This is a genomic window from Kitasatospora sp. NPDC005856 (assembly GCF_040629945.1).
Lineage (GTDB): Bacteria > Actinomycetota > Actinomycetes > Streptomycetales > Streptomycetaceae > Kitasatospora.
Map to the genome: position 1 here is coordinate 1 of NZ_JBEXWT010000019.1, position 25,324 is coordinate 25,324.

Below are 25,324 nucleotides of genomic sequence, written 5' to 3' on the forward strand. Positions count from 1 at the left end.
GCCGGAGCAGGGGCGCCCGGCCAGAGCGAGAAGGAGCGGCAGCGCACCACCTGGCTGTCCGAGGACGAGGAGGTCTGGGGCACCGACTCGGGAGCGGTGACGGGCGTCATCGGCCGCTGACGGACCGGCCGCCGGGGCAGGCCGATCCGGCCCGGCGTCGAACCGCCGGCCGCGCCCCGGCCGTAGAGAGAACCGTACGACCCCACGAGCGGGTGCGTCCCGGGCCGGACCCCCGGGCCCGGGACGCGCCACGGGGACACCGGAAGAGACGGGAGAAGCGGGCGGATGACGTTCTCGTACGCCGAGCAGATCGACCAGGCCATGGCGGCCCTGGCGGAACAGCAGGTCAAGATGGCCGAGGCGGCCAAGGAGCTGCAGGCGGCCACCGCCTCGGCGACCAGCAAGGACCGGATGGTCACCGCCACGGTGGGCGCGCAGGGCCAGGTGGTGTCCCTGGTCTTCCACACCACCGGGTACCGGACGATGGCTCCGGCCCAGCTCGGAGCGATGATCGCCGACGTGCTGAACACCGCCCGGGCCGACCTCGGCGAGCGGTTGATCGAGACCATGGGGCCGTTCAGCGGCCTGGGCGAGACCCTCCGGGCCTCGATGACCGGCGGCACCGAACTGGACGAACTCTTCGCGCCGCTGCGGGAGATGCGCCCCGGGTACGCCGAGACGGAAGCCGCGGAGGAGCGGCGCAAGCGCGACCGGCAGGAGGAGTTCCGTGGGTAACCAGCTGAACATCGGCGCGGACCTGGACGCCAAGTTCAAGAAGTTCGAGCCGCTCTCGGACATCCTCGACGACATCGGCCGCCGGTGCGACGAGATCAACACCTTCAACAAGGAGTCGGCCGGGAACGACGAGATCGGCAAGACGTACCACGAGAACGTGGACAGCGCGACCGTCGACCTCGTCAAGCTGTTCGCCACGGTGAGCACCGAGGTGGAGAAGCTCGGCCTCAAGGGCCGGCGGACCTCCCTGATCCTGCACAACGCGGACGAGGACGCCAGGCGCCTCTGACCGGCCCGCCCGGCCTCCCCGCTTCCGCCCCGCTTCCCGTCCCCACCGGCTCCCGCCCGCGGCCGTGCGCCGCCCGAGCTCCCCGAACGCCTGGAGTGCCCCCGTGTCGATCATGCTGCCGCCGGGCTTGGCGAAGTTCTTCAGCATCGTGACCGGCATGAAGTGGCCGGAGGCGGACGAGGACCGGCTGCGCACGGCCGGGGACGACTACCTGGCCATCGCCAAGGAGATCCCGGAACTCCGCGACTGGCTGCGGCGGTTGCTGACCACCGTCCACGACAACGACGAGTTCGCGGGCGAGGCCGCCGACCGGTTCTACCAGCGGGTGCTGCCGCTCATCGGCGGAACCGGCGGCACCGACTACGTGACCTCGGCCGGCGTGATGGCGCAGCAGCTCGGGGACTTCGCCCACAAGGTGGCCAACCAGGTCGAGTACGCCAAGTGGATGATCATCGCCCAGCTCATCCAGCTGGTGGCCCAGATCGCCTGGGCGATCTCCATGCTGCCGATCACCTTCGGCGGCTCGGTCGCGGCGATCTTCGCGGCCTACGAGACCGCGGGCGCGATCATCAAGCAGATCTTCATCTGGCTGTTCAAGCAGCTCCTGCTGCACGAGTTCCTCTCCATCACCACCGCGATGGTGATGGACGGGATCATCCAGGCCATCCAGATCGACAAGGGCCACAAGGACAAGTGGGAGAAGGAGTCCTTCATCCAGGCCGTCGAGATGGGCGCGATCAACGGCCTGCTCACCGGTCCGCTGGAACTGCTCACCTTCGGCATCGGCAAGCTGTTCGGACGGATGCTCGGGCGCGGTCTCAGCAAGGAGCTCCAGGCCGACCTCAAGGCGCTGGCCGGCTCCGAGTTCAAGAGCCTGACGGAGAACGAGCTCAAGTCGCTGAGCGGCGCCGAACTGAAGCAGGTCGTCACCCTCCTGCGGAAGAACGAGACCAACCTCACCGTCCGGGAGGCCATCGCCCAGGTCCGGGAGAACCTCACCAAGGACCTGGGCAAGACCGTCACGAAGGACGTCGGGAAGACGGTCCGGAACAACGCCCTCAAGGAACTCGCCGACGGCGTCAGGAACAACGTCGCCAAGGAGGGCGCGGAGAGCGCCTTCAAGGGCGCCGGCAAGGATGCCGTCGAGAACGTCGCGCAGAAGCTCAGCAAGGTCGAGAAGCTCACCCAGCAGATGGGGGAGGCGTTCGAGCAGCACCTCGTCCAGCTGGGCGTCGACAAGGAACTCTCCAACGCCGCCGGCCGGTTGGTGGCCGCGCGGCTCGCCAGCGAGGGCGCCCGGCACGCCATCGACCTCGGAACCTTCAACAAGCTCGTGAAGACGCTGGCCGAGGGCGCCGGAGGGGTCGAGATCGGCGCGCTCAAGGCCGACCTGAAGGGCGTCCTCAAGAACATCGGCCAGGTGCAGAACGAGCTCAGGCACCTCAGCGGCGACGCGCTGGAGAACGGGACGAGGGACCTGGGCTTCCTCAGGGCGGAACAGCAGCACCTCTCGGAGACCATCCGGGCCACCCAGGACCTCGCGGAGCGCGCGGTGGGCCTGATGGACGGCCTGCACCCGCAGACCGCCGGGCAGTTCCTGTACCGGCTCGGCGAGGGCGTCGGCAACTACCTGAAGGGGGGCGTCCAGAACGTCCTCAGCGAGGGGGCCTACAACCTGACCTTCGGCGAGGACCACACCTTCACCGTCAGCGTCGAGAGCTTCTACGGCGGCGTCGCGATGGGGGCGCTCGGCCACCTCGGGCACATCGCCGGCGGCCCGTTGCGGCTGAAGCTCGCGGACATCAACCTCCCCAACTACGCGCGCTTCCCGCTGGCCGTGGTGTCCACCCTGATGGGCCACCCGACCTCGCTGTGGGTCTCCCGCCCGGACACCCCGGGGGCGGTGGGCGGCCCCGAGGGCATCGGCGGCAAGCTGCCCGGGACCGGCCCGCTGGACGCCTCGCGGCCGGAGAGCCTGAGGACGGACTCCGACGGCTCCGCGGCTCCGGCCGGGGACAAGTCGGCGAAGCCCCCGGCAGGCAGTCCGAGGACGACCGGCGGGGACGGCTCGACGAGGACGTCGTCCGAGGCGCCCAGGTCCTCCTCGAACAACGAGGGGCCGGAGGCTCCGAAGCCGGCCAATACGACGGGGGGCCCGAAGGAGACGCCGGAGCAGGCGCCGAGGCACGAATCGGAGCAGAAGACCGCGGAGCAGACCGCGGAGGGGTCCGCCCCGCCTGTGACGCGGTCCAGGACGGAGTCGTCGGCCGAGGCGCCGACGACGGCGGAGCACCCGGCCACACCGCCCCGGCAGCACGACGACGGCGGGAACCAGGGCACCCGCGAGCGGCAGGACCTCGACCCGAAGCCGAGGGAGTCGCACGACCCCAAGGACCCCAAGGACCCCAAGGACCCCAACGAGCCCGAGGGGTCGGACGGGCCGTCGAAGCCCCGGCCGGAGCCGCAGCCCGACCTGCAGCCGAAGCCCGACGCACAGCCGAAGCCCGAGCCGGTCGTCCACGAGCGTCTGGACTACCTCCGCACGGGCGACGACGGCGACGTCCCGTGGGACCGCGGCAACTTCCTGCCCGAGGGCGAGGGGCGGCAGCCCGGGTGGGTCGCGGGCAAGCCGGGCGCCGACCTGCCGGACGTGCTGTCGCTGCTGCCCGTCAGGAACGACCGCTACACCGTCGCGATCCACACCGACGACAGCGGCGTGCCCGTATCGGCGAAGGACCTGGCCGCCGTGATCGTGGGCCTGGACAGCCTCGGACACCTGTCGGGCGGTCGCCGCACGATCGAGTTCGTCTCCTGCAACCTCGACAGCGCGCACCCGAACTACATCAGGCAGGTGATGGCCGAGGTCTGGTCGCACCCGAAGCTCGCCGACCTGAAGGCGGTCGCGGCGAACGGGCCGGTCTGGGTGGCGCCCGGGTTCGACGGTACGACCATGAAGACGGCCTCCGGCACCGGCCACGTGATCGTCGCGGACAAGGTCGGCTTCGACTCGCTGGGCCGCCCGGCGGTCGTCGGCGGCGGCGAATGGCACACGTACGCCAAGTCGCCCGACGGCGACCAGCCGATCGTGACCACGACCGCATCGACGAACCCGACGGGGTACCAGCACCAGTCCGAGGGCGACCTGCGCCCCATGGACACCGCCGTGCGCTTCGGCACCGAATCGGACTCCTACCACTACACCGACGCCCCCGAGCACATCCGCGCCGAGGCGGACGGCGAGCGGGCGGAGCAGTGGCGCCGGACCCAGCGGGACCTCCAGGACCAGTACGAGGCCAAGCTCACCGACGCGGCCGAGGAGCTGCGGGCCGACCCGGACGGCAGCGGCCACCGGCGCGAGGACGAGGCCGAGCGGCTGCTGAACGAGGCCCTCGACGCCCCCGGCCGGTTCCCGGAGGACGCACCGGCGAACCTGCGCGGAGCGGTCCACGAGCGCGCCCGGGCGATGATGTACGAGGAGCTGGCCGCCCGGCCGGGGGAGCGCGAGCGGATCCTCGGTGACCTCGACGGCGTGGTGAGGGTCGCCTCCGTCCGAGAGGCGGCCGTCCGGGTGGCGGTGCAGCACTTCGACCGGGCGGCGGCCGCCTGGAACGCCCCGCGGATCACCGACGGCGCCACCGGAGTCGCGCACACCCCCGACCGCACCCCCGCTCCCGTCATGGACCTCGTCCGGCAGGACTTCACGGCGCGGGCGGAGGCGGAGGTCGCCCGGATCTACGCCGACGCGGACAGCCTCACCACCGAGGCCAACACCCGGGCCGGGAACGCCCTCCAGCAGCTCACCGAGCACGCGCGCGACGAACTCGCCCTGCACACCGACCGGGCGAACGCCCTGGCCCTCGCCAGGGACCGGGTCGAGTGGGCCGCCCACGACTGGTACGAGCGGCTCTCCCCGGCCGACCGGGAACTGCTCGACGCCGCCGGGGTGACGGAACGCCCCGACCTGTCGTCGAGCAGCATGCAGGCGGTCCGGGACCGGCTGCGCGACCGCCTCGCCGCCGACTTCGAGCGGGCGGCCGGCCCGCTCGACGGGGCGACCGGCAAGCGCCGGGACCGCGACGAGGCCGTGGAGCTGTTCACCCGGTCCCTGGCCGGGCACGACCAGGCGCTGCCGCACGAGTTCGCCGTCCAGGCGGTCCGCGAGGCGGCGATCCGCCGGGTCGTCGCGGAGACGGAGAAGGCTGCCGAATCCTGGGCCGAGGACGCCGCGCGCAAGGAGTTCGCCGAGAAGTTCGGCGCCGGCGAGTCCGACGTGCTGCGGGCCAGGGACACGGTGCTCCGCGAACTCGCCGAGGACGTGGACCGGGCCGCCGCCGAACGCGTCGGTGAGCCGGCCGCGCTCCGCGGCGCCCTCGACCGGCTCACCGACCGCGCCGTCCTGCACGACCGGCTCACCCACCAGGCCGCCCGCCTCGCCGTCCGCCGGCAGGCCACCGCGGAGGCCCAGGCCGTCGCCCGCGAGCACGGCCTGTCCACGCACGCCGCCGAGCGCCTGGCGGAGGGCCACGGCGACCGGATCGCCCGCGCCTTCGACGAGTCCTTCCGCTCCCACGAGGACCTCGCCGGCCGCCAGGAGCGCTGGGAGGAGAGCCGTCGCGAACTCACCGGGGAACTGGCCGAGCACGCCGCCTTCGAGAAGGAGGCCGCCCCCGCCCTGCGCGAGGCCGCCAAGGGCTTCGACGGGCTCGCGGCGCGCCACGACCTCAACGAGGCCCTGACCGACCACCTCAAGCGCGAGTACGGCGACGACTTCATCGCCCACTACCGCGAGTTGTGGACGCTCGCCCACTTCGACGCGGCCGGCTGGAAGGCCCACCAGCGCGCACACGAGGACGCCTTCGGCCGCCGGACGGAAGCACATCCCGAGGAGGGCGGCGACCGCTCCCCGTACGAGGGCGCCGCGGGGGCCCTGATCCGGACCACGGGCGGCGACCACGGCGGCGCCGACGGCCGAGGCACCGACGGCCGAGGCACCGACGGCGGAGGTGTCGTCCGGGCCCGGGACACCGCCGACCTGCCCGGCGAGCACGACCTGCCGGTGCCCACGACCCCGGAGCCCGGCGCCCCGGGCGCCCTCCACGAGCGCCCGCCGGCCACGACCGAGGTCCGCCCCGGTGTGCACTGGCTGGCCGACCGCGGCTCCGACCCGCGCGCCACCGAGGAGGCGCTCGCCCACTTCCCCTCCGACCCGTCCCACTTCACCCTGGTCTTCCACGGCAAGGGACCGGACGGCGCACCGCATGTCGACGGAAAGCCCGTCCCGCCCCGCGAGTTGGCCAGGACCGCGCTCGACCTGTACGACCGGGGCGTGTGGGACGGCCGGCCGCTGCGCCTGGCCGGCTGCGACGTCGGCCGCGGCGGCGCGGACTCGTACGCGGCCCGTTTCGTCGCCGCGCTGCGCGAGCGGCGACCGGCGCTGAAGGTCGAGGTGGACGCCCCGGGCGGCACCCTGTGGCTGGTGCCCGACCGCGTCGCGGGCGACGGTTCGCGCCGGCTGGTCGTCACCCGCGACGTCGGCTTCGACAGCGCCGGACTGCCGCGCGTCGAGTCGGGCGGCCACTGGATCCGGCTCACCGTCCCGGCGGAGCACGCCCCCGCCGAGCACATCCAGGTGGTGGCCACCGAGCTGCCGGCCCACCAGGACGGCGGGTCCGCACCGCTGACCGCCACGCCCGAGCACCGGATCGTCGCGCCGGACCCGCAGGCGCACGAGTTCGGCGCGGGCCGCAAGCACCTGTACAACGCGCCGGAATACGAGACCGTCGCGCAGAACTTCGAGAGGTCCGTCGGCCTGCTCGCCTACCGGGACGAACGGGCGCTGCAAGCGGCCCGGGGAAGTGCGTACCGGCTGTACGAGGTGCTGAAGGCGGCGCACGGCGACCCGACCGGCGAGCAGGTCTACCGGGTCTTCCTGAGCAAGGACCTGACCTCGGCCGGGCAGGTCGGCGAGCACCTCACCCAGGACGAGTTCCACGAACTGCTGGCGAAGGGCAACCTCCGCGAGCTGATGACGGCCTTCTTCAACGCCGCCTACGCCCACGACGGCACGCAGGCACCCGGCTCGTACGGTCTCAAGCAGGTGCTGAACGGCCTGGCCGAGCACGGGAGTCCGGCCGACCGGCTGCGCGAGCTGGGACTGGACACCACCCGGGTGCCGCACCAGCTGGACTACCTCAACAGCTCCACCCGGAAGGTCTCGTACAAGCTGACCGGCGGGACCAGCTACTTCGACAAGGACTACTTCGCCACCGGTGCGGTCGCACACCGGGCTCCATTGGCACTCCACCGGGAGTACCGGGCCAGCTCCGATGCCCGCAGGCCGCGGACCGAGACGAATCCGCCCGAGCTGGACCGGAAGCTCATCGAGCTCCGGATGCCGCTGAGCCCCCGGGAGAAGACCTTCCAGGGCGACGACCCGTCCCAGGCCCTCCGGTGGGAGCCCGGCAACTTCAAGCACGACGTCAACACGGCCTCCACGTGGTACGGCGAGACCCGGAACACCAAGGGGATGCAACTCAGCACCGGCGTCTCGGCGACCGCGGCGAAGATGCTCGGCGCGTTCCGCGCGCTCAAGGTCCCGGACGTACCCGCCCAGGACATGCTGCTCGCCCTGGTCGGCTGGATGCTGCCGCTCGGCGACCACTCGCTCTACGAGATCCTCAAGGGGGCCGAACTCGCCGGGGAGCTCCCGCCGGCGCCGGTGCACGTGCTGACCGAGGCCTCGGCCATGTACCGGCACGTCCCGGGTCTGTCCGAAGGCACCCTGCGGCGGGAGCTCGGCATGCTCCCGCACGAGGCGGTGTACCACGCACTGGCGAACCGCTCGCGCCGCAACGGCGGCTTCGACGAGCCGGGCCTGGAGTCCGCACGCCGGGTGTGGCAGCGGCTGACCGACCCGGGCATGCCGCTCCACCCGCACGAGCAGGAGTGGCTGGCCGACAACGGGCTGACGCGGGCCACGCTGGGCGAGCGGCTGAGCCTGGCCCACGTCGAGGCGCTCAACATCTACACCGGGACGCTGTACCCGCTGATCAACGTGCTGCTGAAGTACGACGGCGGACCGTGGTTGCACACCGCGCTGGGCCGGCAGATCGACGCCCTGCTGGCCGGACCGTCGTCGGCCCGGGTGCCGCAGATGTTCCTGCAGCACCCGGAGCTCGGTCCGCTCATCGCCAACCCCGAGCCGGCGTTCCGGACGCCCGAGCACTCCGCGGAACTCTCCCGGCTGGCGCGGAAGCTGCTCCCCGCGTTCGAGCGGGAACTGCGGATCCACACCGAGATGATCATCGAGGCGCTGGACCGGCTGCCCGCGGCGACCGGAGTCGTCTACCGGGGCGACTGGGCGCTGGGACGCCTGGACGGACCGGAGAACGTGTTCACGGCCACCAGGACCGGGAACGTGCTGAGCAGTTCGGCGCTGCTCAGCACCAGCCGACTGCCCCTGGCGGCCGAGAAGTTCCTGCCGTCCGACGAGAAGCTGGCCCTGCTCGGACTCTCCCACCGGGTGCTGGCCCGGATCCGCCTGGCGGGTGAGAGCGGCGTCGACATCACGCCCTTCTCCCGGTACCGTGCCGGGGAACGGGAAGTCCTGGTCAAGCCCGACACGGTCTTCACCTCCACGGGCAGCGGCACGGGCAGCACGACCGTCGGGCCGCACGAGCGGATCGACTACGTGGAGACCGCGTCCGCGCGGCCGTTCGAGTGGCGGAACGACTCGTCCGAGTGGCAGCAGCCGCTCCACGAGAAGCTCAGGTCCCAACTGGCCCGCCTGGCCAATGTTTCCGACGTGCGGTTCCACCGGGACCTCTGGCCGCTCGCCAAGGCCGCGGGCGCCCACCTCGGGCTGCCCGACGGGCACCGGGCCGACGCCGCCGCCCCCGACGCCGCCCTGGTCCGTCGGGCGACCGAGCACCTGTGGGACGCCGCCCGGATCGCCGCCACCCTGCACGAGGCCGTCGGGCACACCCTCGCCGAGGTCACGGGCGTGTCCCTGGTCGCCACCCTGGCCCGCGCCGAACTCCTCCTGCCGCCGGACCACCGGATGACCCAGGACGACCTGCAGCGGTTCACCGATCAGGTGACCGGCGCGTCCGGGACCGGCGACCACGACCTGCGGCGGCTCCTGGCGCTCGCCCAGGACGTCGAGTACACCGACCACGCCTCGGCCCTGGCCGCCCTGCGAACGGCCTGGTCGGCCGCCGGGCGGGCCGACGCCGAGCCGGTGGCCCCGGGCGAGCAGGGCCTGTACCTGCTGGGGGACCGGCCCGCGAACCACGACGACGTGGTCACGCTCCTGACGACGCTGCAGTACCGGGACGAGAACGTCACCGTGGTGCTGGACACCGTCGGCGGGCGCCCCGCCCTCAACGGCACCGCCCTCACCCCGGCCGAGGCCGCGCACGCCCTGTACAAGCTGGTGCAGGACGGAAGCTGGGACGTCCGCAGGCCGCTGCGCCTGTTGGCCACCGACCTGGCGTCGGACGCCCACCGGTCGTACGCCGAGCAGATGCTGGGCCACCTGTGGCGGATGAACCGGAAGATCGTCGCCTACGCGGCGGCGGGGAACGTCTGGATCGTCACCTCCACGCAGAACACCACGCACCTCCTCGTCACCGAGAAGGTCGCCCGGGCCGCCGACGACGGACATCCGGTGTACGTCGGCCCCGGCAACTGGGTCTGGCTGGAGCACGGGAGCCGGCCGGAGGAGGTCGGGCCGTTCTTCATGGACGAGTTCACCGAGTTCAACGTGGGCAACGGCGAGGGGGTCGTCACCTCCGGCCCGGCGCCACGCGCCGTCGGGCTCGGCGTCGACGCCTCGCTCGTCCAGGGGCTTCACCACCCGGATTCGGATCCGACCGGTGCCCAGCCGTCGCACACCCCGGAGGAGGAGTCCGGGGGGCGGATCATCGAGCTGGACGACCTGCTGGAGGACGGCTCCGACCACGAGTCGCAGGACGGGAGCAGTACGGGAGGGCCGCACCAGTCGCTGACGCCGCAGGTGCCGCAGCCTTCGCAGGCCGGGCCGCCCGTACCCGTTCAGCCCGCGCCCGTTCCGCCGGCGCCGGTGCCCGTGACACTGGCGCCCGTTCCGCCCGTGCACCAGCTGGCCGGCCCCGACTGGGTCCAGCCGGGCCGGCCGCTCGCGGACCAGGGGGGACAGTTCCACGGCTGGGTGCTGGACGGCAGCGTGCTGCCGGAGTTCGGGTACCTGGAGGGGTCGGCCGGCACCTTCGAGATGGTGGTCCACACGGACGCGGACGGCTACCCGACGGTCAACGGGCACCGGATCGCCGCCGACGAGATGGCCGATCTGATCGTCGCCCTCAGGTACCACCGGTACTACAACGGCCGGGACGACATCGAGTTCGTCGCCTGCCGGCTCGGCGAGACGCAGCAGGGCGCGTACCTGGCCGCCCTCCAGGTCCACCTCTCCGTCGCGAACGTGCACGTCACCGTCCGGGCGCCCAAGACGGACATCTGGTTCGCACCCTTCCCGGGCCTGCACGCCGACGACCACGCGCTTCCCGGCGGCGGCCGGGCCTTCGTCGCCTCGGCCACGGTCGGATACGACGCCCACGGCTTCCCGGTGGTCGCCGCAGGCGGCGAGTGGTCGATCGTCGACCCGTACGCGGGACACGGCGGCAATGTGCAGATGGCGACGGCGACCATGGAGATCCCGGCCGGATACGCGGAGGTCCCGGCCGACCAGGTCGTCAGGGAGCTGCCCGTGGAGCTGCGGTTCGCGGAGCGGAGCCCCGAACCGCCGCCGCTCGACACCGCCGGACGGTCCGGGCGCGGCGGCGACGAGGCCGCCGACACGATCGCCGACGTCCTGTCACCCCGGGCCGCGCACGACACCCGGGAGGCGGACGACCCCGCTCGGCAGGGGCCGTCGGCGACGCTGCCGCCGCCGGCGTCGACCGGGCAGGCAGGGCAGGCAGGGCAGGAGGGGCAGGCCGTCGTGGGCCGGCCGCCGGTGGGGCTGGGCGGCGGGGAGATGCCGGTGCCCGGGCCGCTGCACGAGTGGGTGCAGGTGTTGGAGCACCTCTCGTCGGAGGACCGGCGTGAACTCGCGGCGGACGAGGCCTTCATGGCGGGTCTGCGGAGCGAGCTGGGGCCGGAGGACTTCGCGCAGGCGGCGGCGAGGCTGCTCGTCGACGTCGACCCCCGGACGCACCAGCCGGTCGCGGCGCGCCGGACGGCCGAGGACCTGGTGGCGAGGATGCTGGCGAACAAGGAGGTCGCGGAGCGGCTGGTGGCGGCGGGCCTGCGGGTCGGGGTGGTGCCGCGTGACGTGCCGATGACGGAGGTCCCCGGCTTCTCGGCGTCCGGGCACGCTACGGGTGACGGGCGTGACTGGTCGGTGGTGCGGGGCTCCAGCGGGCACGGGACCGTGCTGATCACGGAGGAGAACCTGCTCGGTGCGCGGACGCCGGTGGGGCAGCATCCGGCGTACGCCGAGGGGTACTCCACGTCGGCGCACGAACTCGCGCACGCGATCCACGAGTTCGGTCTGACTGAGGCGCAGCGGGAGCTGGTCGGGCAGGCCTTCCGGGACCGGAGCGTCTCCGATGCGCTGGCGGAGCTGTTCGGCGAGGCGCCCGTGACGGCCTGGCCGGACGGCGGTCTGCGGGACGGGAACGGCGACCGGGTCGGGAACTACTCGGCGCGCGACGAGCACGAGTTCTTCGCGCAGCTGGTGACGGCGTACTTCGGGCACAACCACGGCAGCGACCCGTCGACCGGGTTGCCGCGCAACAACGGTGCGCAGTGGGTGCGGGAGAACGTGCCCGAGCTGGTGCCGCTGCTGGAGCGCCTCTTCGGGACGGACCCGCGGGCGGACCACCCGGAGCCGGCCAACCAGGTCAGCCGGACCGAGGCCGAGGAGCAGCTGTTCACCGGGTTCCGGGAGTTCATGGACTCCACGGTCCGCGAACGCAGGACCGTCGCCCGGCTGGACGACGAGGACCTGCTGGGCCGCTTCCGGGAGTTCATGGACTCCGCGACGCGGGAGAGCGCGACGGTCGTCCGGCCGAGCGAGGAGGAGGTGTTCACCGGGTTCCGGGAGTTCATGGAATCCGTGGCGCCGGTGGACGAGGCGGTCGTCGAGCAGCACGACCAGGGGCAGCACGCTCCTGCGGAGGTCCTGCAGCCGGGCGACACCGTCACCGACCTGAACGGTGTCGTCCACACCGTCGTCGGCCCGGACCTGCCCGCCCGTCCGTCGCGGATCGACGAGCACGGCCTGGCGGCCTCGGACGTGCTGATCGGGCTCGGCAGCACCCGCACGCAGCTCCTCGACCACTTCACCCGCCGGTTCGCCGCGGTGCTGCACGGTGAGGAGCCGGCGGCCAGGACGCTCGCCGAGAGCCTGTTCGGCGCGGAGACCCTGCAGGCGAAGCTCACGGCGCTGTCCCGGGGAGAGGTGTGGGACGTGCCGTTCTCGGCGGGCTCCTGGACCGGGACCGTCCGGGTCGGGGCCGACCTCGGGAACAGCACCTTCCTCAGGGCCGCCGACAACTTCGAGTTCGAGTACGGCTCGGAGCGGCAGACCTCGGTCGGCGTGACCGGGGACCGGCTGCTCCAGGGGAACGTGGGCGGCCAGGCGAAGTTCAAGTTCGGCAAGCCGGCCGACCTCACCGAGACCGTCGGCTACCGGTATGGCCGGCAGCACGGGACGACCGACGCCCAGGCGAGCCGGACGGTGGCCCGCGGCAAGACCTCGGAGACCGCCGCGCTGTTCGACACCGTCTTCCACCTGACGGCGCGGTTCCTCGACCTCACCCATCGCGGCACCGACGTGCCCCCGGAAGCCGTCCCGCGACCGATCGGACCGGTGGACGTGCAGGCCCAGGTCGCCGTTCCGCTCCGGGAGGCCGGCGCTCCGCGGCCGGTCGACCTCCCGCTCCTCCCGCCGCCCGGGGCGGGCCCGGGCGGGCGGCTGTCCGGCTCGCACATCGTGACGGACGTGTGGGCACTGCGGCACCGGCCGGAGCCGGTCGAGGGGCCCGAGGGCATCCGACTGCCCGACCTGAACGCACCCGGTACCGGCGGCAAGGGCATCGCCGAGTTCGTCGCGGGCTTCGAGACCCAGGCGCGGGAGCACTTCGGCAGTGCCTGGCCCGCGTTGAAGGCCAGGCTGCTGGACGAGGTCGACCTGGGCGCGCTGCACCAGGACCTCAAGGCGCTGATGTCGGGCGAGACCCTGACCTTCGAGGTGGACGGCCTCGTCGGCCCCAAGGCCGTCATCACCCTGAAGAACGCCCGGATCCACACGATCGGGCAGACGGCGGAGCTGCCGGCCACCGAGTTCAACATCGCCACCGGAACGTCCCGCTCGCACGTCCAGCAGGACACCACGAGTACCGGCTGGCAGTTCCCGCTGCCGCTCAGCGCGACCGGGTCGGCCAGGAACGGCGGCGGAGGCGCCGGCGCGGGCGCCGGTACCGGCCGGGACCGGGTGGTGCTGAACGGCGGCGGCGACGAACTGTCGCTGGGCACCAAGGTGAAGACGGCGGCGGTGGTGTTCGAGGGCGAGGCGCGGATCCAGGTCGAGTTCGGTCCCTTCGGCGCCCTGCGGCCCGGCCGGGCCCGTACCGTCGACGCCGGGCTCGGCTTCCGGGTGGTCGTCGACCGGGCGGAGACCACCCCGCCGACCCCGGGCCAGGAGACCCCCGCCCCGCACCCGGACCACGCGCCGCTGCCCCCCGGCACCCTGGTCCCGCACCCGCCGACCGGGATCTGGCACGGCTCGGACGCCTACACCGGCCTGCCCGTGACCACGGTCGTCCGTGACGTGAACAGCGTCGCACCGCTGCACGCCCGGCTGGACGAGATCGGCCGCGCCCAGCTGGGGGCGAAGACGTGGCGCGGGGTCAGGGAGGACGTCCTGCGGGCGTTCTCGCAGGCGGCCGTCGGCGCCCACCTGGTGGGCATGACCCACGAGGTCCCGCTGCGCGGCCCCGCCGTCACGCTCGGCCCGCTGAGCAAGCTCGGCATCGGCGTCACGGCGCACGTCACCTCGCTGACGTACCGGCGGGAGCAGGCGTCGGCGGACCTCAACCCCGTCCGGGAGAGCACCACCTTCGAGTCGAAGCGGCTGCTGAACTCCGACAGCAGGAACGTCTCGGCCCAGGCCTTCGGCAAGGGGCCGGTGCACACCCGCGAGAACGTGCTGGACGGGAACGGCAAGCCGTTCACGGACACCCTCCAGGGCACCGCCACGGTCCAGCACGAGGTGCGCGACCGGGACGGCTGGCGGGGCGGCGCCTCGGCCAAGAGCTACGCGAACGGCAAGTACCGCAGCGCGCAGGTGCTGTACGACGCGACGTTCGAGCTCCGGCTGACGCTGAACGGCAGGCCGCACGGCGAACCGGTCGCGCTGGACGCCGCGTTGAGCATGGAGCAGGCGCACACCGACGCCCGGGAGCGGGCCGACCGGGTCATCGCCAACCCCTTCGACGAGGCGGTGCCCCCGCCCGCCGACGTGCCGCAGCCGCAGCCGCAGCCCGCAGGGCAGGCCCCCGAGCACCTGAACGTCCCCGACAGGCTCGGCCACTCCGACGTGGTGCTCAGCGTCGGCCGGCGCGGCCCGTCCGTCCTGGAGGAGGTCCACCGCGTCCTCGGGACGGCCGGCCCGGTCTCCGCCCACGCGTCGGCCCGGCTCGCCGCCCGGCTGGACGCGGCTGGCCTGACCGCCTCGCTGTCCCGGCTCAGCCGGGGCGGCAGCCTCAAGGTGGCGGTGGACACCGGGAACTGGAAGGGGACGGTGGAGGTCACCGTCGCCCCCCTGGCCCTGCGGCACCGGCGGACGGTGGACGGATTCGAGTTCGAGCTCGGGAGCCAGCAGCGCACCGTCGTCGGCTACAGCTGGGACCGGCTCAGCCGTTGGCGGGGCGGGGTCTCCCTCAAGGGCACCGTCCCGCACGTGAGCATCACCGGCGAGTACGCCCACACCCGGGACAGCGCGCGCGGCCTCACCATCGAGCGCACCGGCGGCACCGGAAGCCGCGGCAAGAGCGTGGAGACCGCCGAACTGTTCGACGGGGACGCCGCGTTCACGGTCCGGTTCGTGCCGGGGCTGCTGCAGCGGTCGCTGGCCGAGGCGACCGCGCAGGCGCCGGTCCTGGTGGCCGCCCCGCACCGCGAGGTGGTCCGGCCCCCGGCCGACGACAACCCGGCGGTCCTGCAGCTCCCGGACAAGCGGCTCGGCTCCTCGGACATCGTCACCCGGGTCCACCTGGAGGCCGAGGACGGAACGGTGCGCACCGGGCCGCAGGCGGTGGCCGACGTGGTCGCCGGACTCCGGCCGAAGGGCCGGGCGGTGCTCGGCCGGGACTGGGAGGGGATGCGGACCCGGCTCCTCGACGCCCTCGACTTCGACAGACTGCACCCGCTGCTGAAGCCCATGACGTCGGGCCACGAGATCGTCCTGACGCACGGCCGCAGCACGGTGCGGATCACCGCCTCGGTGGACCGGATGACCAAGTCCGGCGACGCGCCCCAGGTCGAGTTCAACATCGGTGCCAGTGCCCAGACCGCCTTCACCAGCTCCGAGGCCGGCACCAACTCCGGCAGCGGGCACGCCGACTCGCTCGGGCTCACCGTGCTGGGGACCGTGGGCACGGGCGTGTCCGCCGTGATCGGCGGCGGCGCCACCCACACCCGGCGCACGGACGCACTGGAGTACGGCCGGGACGTCCTGGTGACCGGAACGGCCGTCAAGACCAAGCTCGCCGCCGAGGCGCACCGGGCCACGATCCGGCTGTCGGTGGTGATGGAGCGGCGTCCCGCGGTTCCGCTGCCCCTGGACGCCCGGCCGGTGCCGACCGTCCCCGAATCCGCCCGCTCCAGGACGCAGGCGGTCCTCCACAACCTGGCCGAGACCGGGAACGCGGTCGTCCCGCAGTGGCGGCTGCGCCGGACGGTCGCGGAGGCCGTCATCCACGCCGACGTGCTGACCGAGACCGCCCGCGCCACCGCGGACGCCACCGGGCCCGGGCAGCGGCGCGGCCCCTCCCTCCCGCGCGACCTGCGGGTGCCGCCGGCGGAGGTCTTCACCACGGGCCTGCGCCCGGGCGACGTGCTGCGCTGGGTCGGCGACACCGCGGGCCTGCGGAGCCTCCTGCGGACCGAGGGGCCGCGCTTCTTCGGCGGGGGCACCTGGAAGCGGCTGGAGCCCGTCGTCACCGCGGGCCTGAGCCACGCCCAGCTCTCCTCCCTGCTGGCCCCGGCGGTCGGCGCCCACCCGGGAGCCGGCGCGGCGGTCGGCCCGCAGCGGGCGATCGGCACCCCGTCCTCGGGCCGTCGCTGGTTCGTCGACGACGCGGAGGTGACGGTCAAGGCCTCCCTCGTCCAGCTGGAGCACCACGGCGACAGCACCGGGGCGGCGCTGAGCCCGGCGAACGAGTCGGGCGGCGGCAACCGGAGCACGCAGCTGACCGGCCGGCAGTGGAACCTGCGCGGCCAGGTCGGCGCCCAGGCCGACCTCGGGGCCCTGGTCGAGGGCACCGGTTCGCTGCTGCTCGGGGGCGCCTACCGCCGGCGGACGGGCACCGTCACGGACGCCGGCGGCCGGTACGTGGCCAACGCCAAGGCGAACACGCCGATGGCCCGCTACACGGGCTACGTCCGGTTCGAACTGGCCTTCCACAAGGGCGGCGACCCGGCCGACCAGGGCTCCGGCAGCAACCGGTCGCTGTCCGGCCTGCTGCCGGTCGAGCTGGAGATCCCGCACGCCGACACCAAGGCCGGCGTCTCGCCCGCGGACCACTGGACGCAGTTCACGTCCGAGCACCCGGACGGCCTGACCGTCCCGCGGCGCCCGGTCGGAATCCAGGTGGCACGCGCCCTGACCCCGCACCACGAGGGGGGCGTCCGCGTCCTGCGGGACCCGCTCGCCGACCACGCCACGCACGAGAACCTGGAGCGGAGCGTGCGGTCGATCGAGGAGGACCCGCGCTACTTCACCATCGCCTACCACGCCGTCACGGAGAACGGAGCGCCGGGCTGGAACGGCTGGCCCCTGCACCCGGACGACCTGGCCCAGTCGCTCGCGGAGCTCCACACCACCGGCGAGTGGGACGGCCGCCCGCTGCGGTTCGTCGCCTGCGACGCCCAGGAGTACGTCACCCAGGTGCTGCGGTCCCTGCGCGAGCGGCTTCCCGAGGTGGAACTGCAGGCGTACGTCGGGAACGGCAAGCTCTGGGTGGTCCCGGACCAGGGCCGCACCCACCTGGTGGTCGGCTCGCGGGTCGGCTGGGACGCCTCGGGCCGGCCCCGGCTGGAGGCGGGCGGGCAGTGGCTCCACCTGAGGCTGCCCGTGGAGGGCGCCGGAGCGCACACCCCGACCGTCGACGGCGGCGCGGGCGTCCACGCCCCGCCTCCGGCCCACGGGCCGGTCGTGGAGGTCGTCGAGGTCCACGGCCCGCAGCTGCACGACCCGCAGCCGCTCGCCGAGGCCACGGCGCAGCACCCGGTCGTCGACCAGCGGGACCTCCAGCCCCTCGGCGTCCCCAAGCAGGCGCTCCACGCGACCCCGGAACACCGGCGGCGCGCCGAGGAGTTCGAGGCACGGCTGGGTGCCCACGCCTTCGCGCACCCCCAGGCGCAGGCCGCGGCCCGCAACGCCGTCCAGCGGCTCTACGACGCCCTGCGGGCCGCCCACCCCGAGACCCCGGAGGGGGAGCTCTACCAGGTCTTCCTCAACACCGACAGGAAGCCGGACGAGGGCTCCGCCGGGCAGGTCGGCGAACAGCTCAGCCTGGCGGAGTTCCGCACGATGATGCGGACCGGCAACACCCGGGAACTGCTGACCGCGTTCTACAACGCGGCCTACGTCAAGGACTCCCCGTTCGGCCTCAAGCAGGTGCTCCAGCGGATGCTGGAGTCCCCCGACCCCACGGCGACGGCCGAGGCGATGGGGCTGGACCTGCGCGAGCTGGCGGCTCAGCGGGACTTCCTCCGGAGCGGGACCCGCTCCGTGCTGGAGGTCCTGCCCGGCCTCAACACCATGTTCGCCAAGGACCACTTCGGCACGGGCACCGTCATCAAGCAGGGCGCGGAACCGCTCAAGGCCGGTGCCGAGTACCTGGCCAGCCTGAAGGCCCGCCAGGTCCGTGAGCCGGTGCCGCCGAACGACCTGACGGCGCGGGGCCTCCAGGACCGCGGCATGCCGCTGAGCCCCCGGGAACTGGCGTACCAGCAGGGCGTCGGCGACGGAGCGGCGCTGACGTGGAAGCCCGGCCGGGCGCACTACATGCTCAACGAGAAGTCCGCCTGGTACGGCGAGGCCCACCGCGACAAGGGCATGCCGCTCAGCACCGGCATCTCGGCCACCACGGCGAAGATGCTGAACGCCTTCCGACTGCTCAAGGTCGTGGACAGCGCACCGCAGGACATGCTGCTGGCCCTCACCGGCTGGATGCTGCCGCTGGGCGACCACTCGCTGTACGAGATCCTCAAGGGCGCGCAGCTGCTGGACGAACTGCCCCCGCTCCCGCCGAACGCGCTGGACGACGTCTCGACGCTGTACCAGCACATCCCGGGCATCCCGCAGCACCAGGTGCGCGCCCTGCTGGGCGAGGACGGCATGCTGCCCCACGAGGCCGCCTACCACGACCTGCTCCACAAGCCGCGTGCCGAGGGCGGCTGGCGGGACGACGTGGTGGAGAACGCGCAGCGCAACCGCGACGGGTTCACGGTGGCCGCGAACGACCCGACCAGGGCCTCGCGGGTCGTGGCCGATTGGCTGGGCCGCAACCCGCTGAGCGCGCGGGAGGTGCTCGACCGGCTGACCCCCGCGCACTTCGACGCGCTGGCCGTCTACACCGGCCCCGCCTACGCGCTGATCAACGTGGCCCTGAGGTTCGGTCCGCTCACCCGGCAGCGGGCCCTGGAGGTCCAGATCACGGGGCTGCTGCGCACACCGGACCCGGCCCGCCTGCCGTCGATCCTCAAGCACGACCAGGTGCTCGCACCACTGCTCACCAAGCTGCCCCGCAACCGCACCGCCGACGACTGGAAGGCCCTGAAGAGTGCCGTGAAGGAGCGGCTCCCGCAGATCGAGCGCGAGCTGATCGCCCACGCGGAACTGATCTCCGAGTCGCTCGCCAAGCTCCCCCCGTACTCCGGCGAGCTCTGGCGCGGCGACCGGGTCGTCGGCCTGCCGGGACCGGTCGGCAGGCGGCTGTCGCCCTCCTACGGGGGAGAGACCTTCAGCAACCCCGACTTCGTGAGCACCAGCATGCACCGCCAGACGGCGATGATGTTCATGCAGACCCGCACCGAACTCCCGCTCACCTACCGCGCCCTGCTGCACTTCTCCGTGCGCGGCGGCGGCAGCGCCTTCGACATCCAGCCGTTCTCGGACAAGCAGGGCGAGGCCGAGGTCCTGATCCGGCCCGGCAGCACCTTCGACCTCGGCGGGCGGCAACTCCTCGAATCCCCTCTGCGGGAGCCGTACGTGCAGATCGAGGCCACCGAGCGGACCACGCCCTCGCCGTTCCCGAAGACGGGCGACGCCGACCAGCGGCTGCACGACGCCCTGGCCCGGCTCGCCAACGTCCCCGAGCTGCGCACCCACGACGACCTGTGGCCACTGGCCGAGTACATCGGAGCGGACCACGGGCGCCCGCTCGCCGGGCGGGTCAGCGACCTGGTCGCGGGGGAGGCGGCCCGCCGCGAGGCGAGCATGAACGCCTGGCGCACCGCCAAGCTCGCCCAGGAACTGCAACAGGGCACCGAGCGGATCACCCTGGCGCACCTCACCAGGCTGCGCCGCACCGCCGACCTCGTCCGCGAGGCCCTGCACCGGCCGGCCGACCACCAGGTGACCAGGGCGGACCTGGTCGACCACGTCCGGACGCTGAAGGGCGAGGGAGGCGGTGAGGTCGACGCGGGTGACCTGAGGACCCTGGTCGACGTGGTCGACGAGCTCAAGCGCCCCGGCCGCGCGGTGGCCGTCGCCGAGGTCGAGCGGCGCTGGCGCGACCCCGGGTACGAACCCGCCCCCGACCTGACCGTGCTGCAGTCCCAGGAGCTGTACTGGGTCGGCGACCGGCACACCGACTGGCAGACGCTCACCGAGTCGGTCTTCCCGAACCTCCCGCACGCGGACGACTACCTCACCCTGGCCATGCACACCGCCGACGGCGTGCCCGTGATGGGCCATGTCGTGGTCGCCCCGGCGGACGTCGCGGGCGGGCTGCTCAAGCTCTACGACGAGGACGGCTGGGACGGCGAGAAGCCGGTGCGCTTCGTCGCCTGCGACCTCAACATCCGGCCGGACCGCGAGTACGTGCGCGAGGTCATGGAGCACGTGTGGGCCCGGCTGCCCAAGGCCGTGGCCTACGCCGCCGACGGCCAGGTCTGGTTCGTCCCGCCGGCTCCCGCGGGCGGCACGGCGGGCGACGGCCGGGGCCACCTGGTGGTCACCTCCGGCGTCGGGATGGACGCGCACGGCCGTCCGGTGATCGTCCGCGGCGGCAACTGGCAGCGCATCGCCCAGGACGGGACCGTGGACCTCGGTGCCTACCTGAACGACGACGGCAGGGCGGTGTACCCGGAGGCCGACCAGGGAGACGTCCACGGCGGGATCGACGGAGCGGTGAAGTTCGGAGTCGACACGCCGCTCGACACCGGCACGCCGCTCGACCAGCAGCTCCCCCCCGGCGACGGCTCCCCGCCCGTCGTGCTCCCCGGTGACCAGCCGCCGCCCACGGCAGCGGACGTACGGCACGTGATCTTCGACGAGCCGCGGTACCGGCACCACGCGGAGGCCTTCGACCGGGAGCTCGGAGCGTGGACGGCGGGCGACCCCCGGGTGATCGACCGGGCCCGTGCGGCGCTGCGCCGCATCGCCGAGGCCACCGGGGCGGAGGGCACCGCCCACCTCGTCACCGGCGGGAGCCTGCACGAGGTGATGCGGGAGTTCCACCGGCTGGCCCGCGACGAGCGCTTCCGGCTCGACGATTCCGAGGCCCTGCGGGCCGACGCCGTCCGGCAGGCGAACCTGCGGGAGCTGGGGATCAGGACGGCGGACGGCGCGGCCTCCCGGGTCGCGGCCGAGGCCATGCAGGCGTACCGGCTCCTCGGGCAGGGCGACCACGACCTGTTCGCCCGGGCGCTGTACGGCTGGTTGCTGACGGGCGGGGAGCACTCGCTGCACGAGGTGGTGGCGGGCATGCGGCTCGCCGGCGCCTTCCCCGGCCACCGCTACGCCGACGGCGCCGAGCTGTACCGGAACGTGCCCGGGGTCCCGCCGGCGGAGCTGCGCCCGCCGGTGGAGGGCTGGGACGGGCCGGTCAGGCCGGCCTTCGACCACCCGGCACCGGCGGAGCTGACGGCCGGACTGCCGCACGAGCGCACATACCTGGAGTGGGCCCTCACCTCGAAGGAGGTGAACGACACGGTCCTGGAGGAGACGCGGCGGCGCTGGGAGTCGCTGACCGAGACCAACCCGGACGAGGGACTCGGGGCGCCCCCGTACCTGCAGTGGATGGCCCGCAACGGCGTCGCGAGGGCGACGGACGTGACCGACCTGCTGGGCCCGGCGCACTTCGTGGCGCTGTACACCTACACCGGCCCGGCCTACTCGCTGATCAACGTGCTGCTCAAGCACCCGGGCGCCGATGCCGTCCCCGCGCTCCGCGGGAAGATCGCGGCGTTGATCGCCAAGCACTACCGGGACCCGGGCACCGCGCTGCCCGGGTCGATCACCGGGATCCCCGAACTGCACGAGGGCATGCGGGCGAGGACCGAACCGTGGAGTCTCGTCGACTCCCTGACCGCCGATCAACTGACGGGCATCCAGCGGGAGATGCAGCTGCACAGCCACCTGCTGGCGGACGCGCTGCGGCTGCTGCCCGCGGCGAGGGGGACGCTGTTCCGCGGCGACGGCACCCTGGAGGACCCGATGCGGCCGACCGGCCGGCCCGCCGGGCCCGAGTACGGCGGCGACGTCATCCAGCACCGGACGTTCGCGAGCTTCAGCACCAACGAGAGCACCTCGCTGGGCTTCCTGAAGAAGTACGACGGCGAGGACGAGTACCGGGTGCTGCTGGAGCTGGAGGCGACCGGCCTCAACGGCCGCGACATCGCGCCGTTCTCCTCGCACATGGAGGAGGAAGAGGTCCTCTTCCTGCCCGGGGCCCGGATGCGGGTCACCGAGCGCACGCCGACGCTGACCGAGGACGGCGTCACGTACGTCCGCCTCAGGGCCCGGGAGTCGGCGTCCGAGGAGACGGACAACACGGCCGTCGTGCCGCCGCCCCGGCGCACCGGCGACGAGCCCGCCACGGACCTCACCGAGGAGACCGGGCCGGGCTCCGGCGGGGTGCGGCTGGCGGACGGGCGGACCGTCCCCGACGAGCTGCTGCTCACCCGAACCATCACCGACGCCACCGGCCGGGAGACCGGGCAGGCGCTCTTCGACGAGGCCGACTGGGCGAAGCGGTCGACGCTGTACCCCGAGCTGAGCGAGGTCACGAGCTTCGTGCCGCGCTCCGCCGAAGGCTTCGCGACCGGAGTGCCGCAGCAGGTGCCGTGGGACGGGAAGCACACCTACTTCTTCGCCGCGCACGCCCGTTCGGAGGGATTCGACCTCCCGCTGACCGACGGCACCAAGGCCCACGGGGTCACCGGCACCGAGGTCGGCGCCCTGCTCAAGCGCCGGCTCGCCGACCTCGCGCTGAAGGCGGCCGACGCGCACCTGGACGTGAACGCCGACGCGAACCGGAACGCCGACGCGGACGGCGGCGCGAGCCGCGGGCCGGCCTCGATCACGCTGCTCGGCTGCGAGTCCGCCGCGCAGGCCCAGGCCGTCGCGCGGCAGACCGGACTGCCGGTCCACGCGCCGACCGGCCGCACCGGCGTCAGCGGCAGGCCGGGCGGCCCCGACGGTCCGTCGACCGTGAGCGTCTACGTCAAGCCGGGCCCGGACGGGTCGGCCGGGCTGTTCCGGACCTTCCACCCGGACCCGGCCGGCGACACCCCGGGCGGGACGCCCCCGCCGCGCGACCCGGCGGCCGGCCGGCTCGAACGGCCGGCGCCGGTGGAACACGCGCTGGACAACACGGGGAACGGCGAGGGGTCCTCGCAGTCCTCCGGCCCCGAGATCCGCCACGAGAACGGGGTGGAGATCCACCGCTACGCGACCGGGGAGGAGGTCCACTTCCTCCCGGACCGGGAGGTCCACCACCTGGCGGACCGGGAGGTCCATTACCTCACCGACGGGACGGAGATCCAGCGCTTCGCGGACCGGGAGATCCACTTCCTCCCGGACAGCGAGGTCCACTACCTGGCGGACCGGGAGGTCCACTACCTCACCGACGGGCGGCAGATCCACCGCTTCCAGGACGGGACGGAGATCCACCGCTTCCCCGGCGGCGGGGAGACCCGCTACTTCGCGGACGGCCGGGTGGACACCCACGACGCCGAGGGCCGGCTGGTCGAGCGCTACCGCGCGCCGGAGGACCACCACCAGGGGCCCGACCTGCGCCCGATGGAGGTCGTCCTCGACGAGCGGAACGTCCACCTGGACACCGAGTTCGGCGCGCCCGAGGTCCCGCTGGTGCCGAGGGACGACGTCCCGCACGCCGCCGCGCAGGAGCCCCCGAACCCGGTCGCGACGAGCCGGTATGTTGACCTGGACGCGCTGCGGGAGGCCCAGTCCGTGCCCCTCATGTGGCGGTACGACTCCGGCCACCTGTACCGGTGGGAGCGGAGCCGGTCCGACATGGTCGACTACCCCGAGGTCTTCGAGGGCGGAATGCGGCCGAGGCAGGAGGACCGCTATCCCGACCTCCAGGACTACGTGGGGAGCAACGAGGCCTCGGCCCTCGTGAGCACGACACGCTCCCGCACGGCCCAGCACGTCGACTGGGGGACCTGGCACCGCTACGTGATCGACGCACCGGGAGGCATCGACGTCCGCGAGACCCTGAACCGTCCGGGCCTCTCGGAGGAGGAACAGGAGGTCGCGTTCCCCGGGGGCATCGACGGCCGGTACATCGTCGGCGTCGAACTCGTGCGCGGCACCGAACTGGACCACGAGAGCGGCCGGTACGTGGAATCGGTCGAGTTCGTCCCGAACGAGGACTACCGGCCGGACCACCGGACCCCGGAGCAGACCGCGGCGATGGGGCTGACGGAGCCCGCCGCGGAAGCGGACGGGCACCCGGGCGGGCACGTCGGAGACCACACGGCCGACGACATCGAAAGCGTCCTGAACGGCCTGGGCGGGCTGAACATCGTGAACGGCGACGACTCCTCGGTGGGGTCCGACTCCGACAACAGCGCGGCGCCGCCGGGAGGCTGGCACCACCAGCTCCCGGAGCACGACCCGGAGGTCTGGGCCGATCCGTCCGGCTGGGCCCTGGCGGGCATCGACGGCACCCAGGCCGCCGACCTGTTCTGGCGCGACGGCGGCTGGACCATGACCACGGCGGAGTTCGACGCGATGCCGCGGGCGTTCCGGGAGCGCCTCGCGCAACTGGAGCTCTTCGGGACCGACCAGCAGAGGCTCGGCCGCGACGCCTACTACGACCGGCACGGGCTCGAACCGATGGCGGAGCTCGTCCGCGGGCTGAGCGACGAGGAACGCGGGGCACTGGAGTTCTACACGGCTCCGAGCGAGACCGGGGACGGCGAGGTCGCCGAGCAGTTCTCGTACTACGAGGTCAAGCAGATCCGGTGGCAGCTGACCATGGCGGGTCAGGACCACACCGCGCTGCCCCCGGGCCCGATGCGGGAGGTCATCGGGAACCTCGACAGCTCCATCGAGCAGAGCCCGGTGACGGGGGACCTCGTGGTGAGCAGGGGAGCGCCGTACGTCGGACCGGGGCTGCACCCGGGCACCCTGGAGGTGGTCCAGGTCGTCACCGAGCCCACGTACGTCTCGGTCTCGGCGGGCAGCCGGCTGCACGGGGCCTTCGGCCAACGGCTCATCCGGCTGTACCTGATGCTGCCCGACCGGACACCGGGGGCGTTCCTCCGGGAGGTCTCGCACAGCCCGGCCGAGAACGAGATCCTGCTCGGCGCCGGACTGCGCTGGCGGCCGGTCCGGATCATCCCCCCGGAACACCCCCTGCAGCAGGAGACCCTGGACGGTGGGGAGGCGGACGTGCCCCCGGAGAGCCAGTGGATCGTCTACGGCAGGGTGGAGCCGCCGGACGACGACGCCGACGAGGACTTCGAGCCGATGGGGGACGAAACGGCGGAGCAGTTCGCCCCGAACCCCGACTACGGTCTGACCGACGACTGACAGCCACCAGACAGCGAGGA

The 25,324-nt window shown here is 73.3% G+C and carries 3 protein-coding genes; all 3 read left to right on the forward strand.

The window, feature by feature from the left end:
* The first annotated feature begins 285 nt into the window (after nucleotides 1-285).
* The gene (locus ABZ449_RS14265) at nucleotides 286-735 is read left to right on the forward strand and encodes a YbaB/EbfC family nucleoid-associated protein (RefSeq protein ID WP_360345258.1); all 450 of its coding nucleotides are present in this window, start codon (nucleotides 286-288) and stop codon (nucleotides 733-735) included.
* A complete protein-coding gene (locus tag ABZ449_RS14270) occupies nucleotides 728-1,024 on the forward strand; it encodes a hypothetical protein (RefSeq protein ID WP_360345260.1) in 297 nt (98 codons plus the stop codon). The genes ABZ449_RS14265 and ABZ449_RS14270 overlap by 8 nt, the downstream gene beginning before the upstream one ends.
* 112 nt (nucleotides 1,025-1,136) lie before the next feature.
* Entirely contained in the window at nucleotides 1,137-25,304 is a 24,168-nt protein-coding gene (locus tag ABZ449_RS14275) for an ADP-ribosyltransferase (RefSeq protein WP_360345406.1), read from the forward strand.
* The last annotated feature ends 20 nt before the right edge of the window (nucleotides 25,305-25,324 follow it).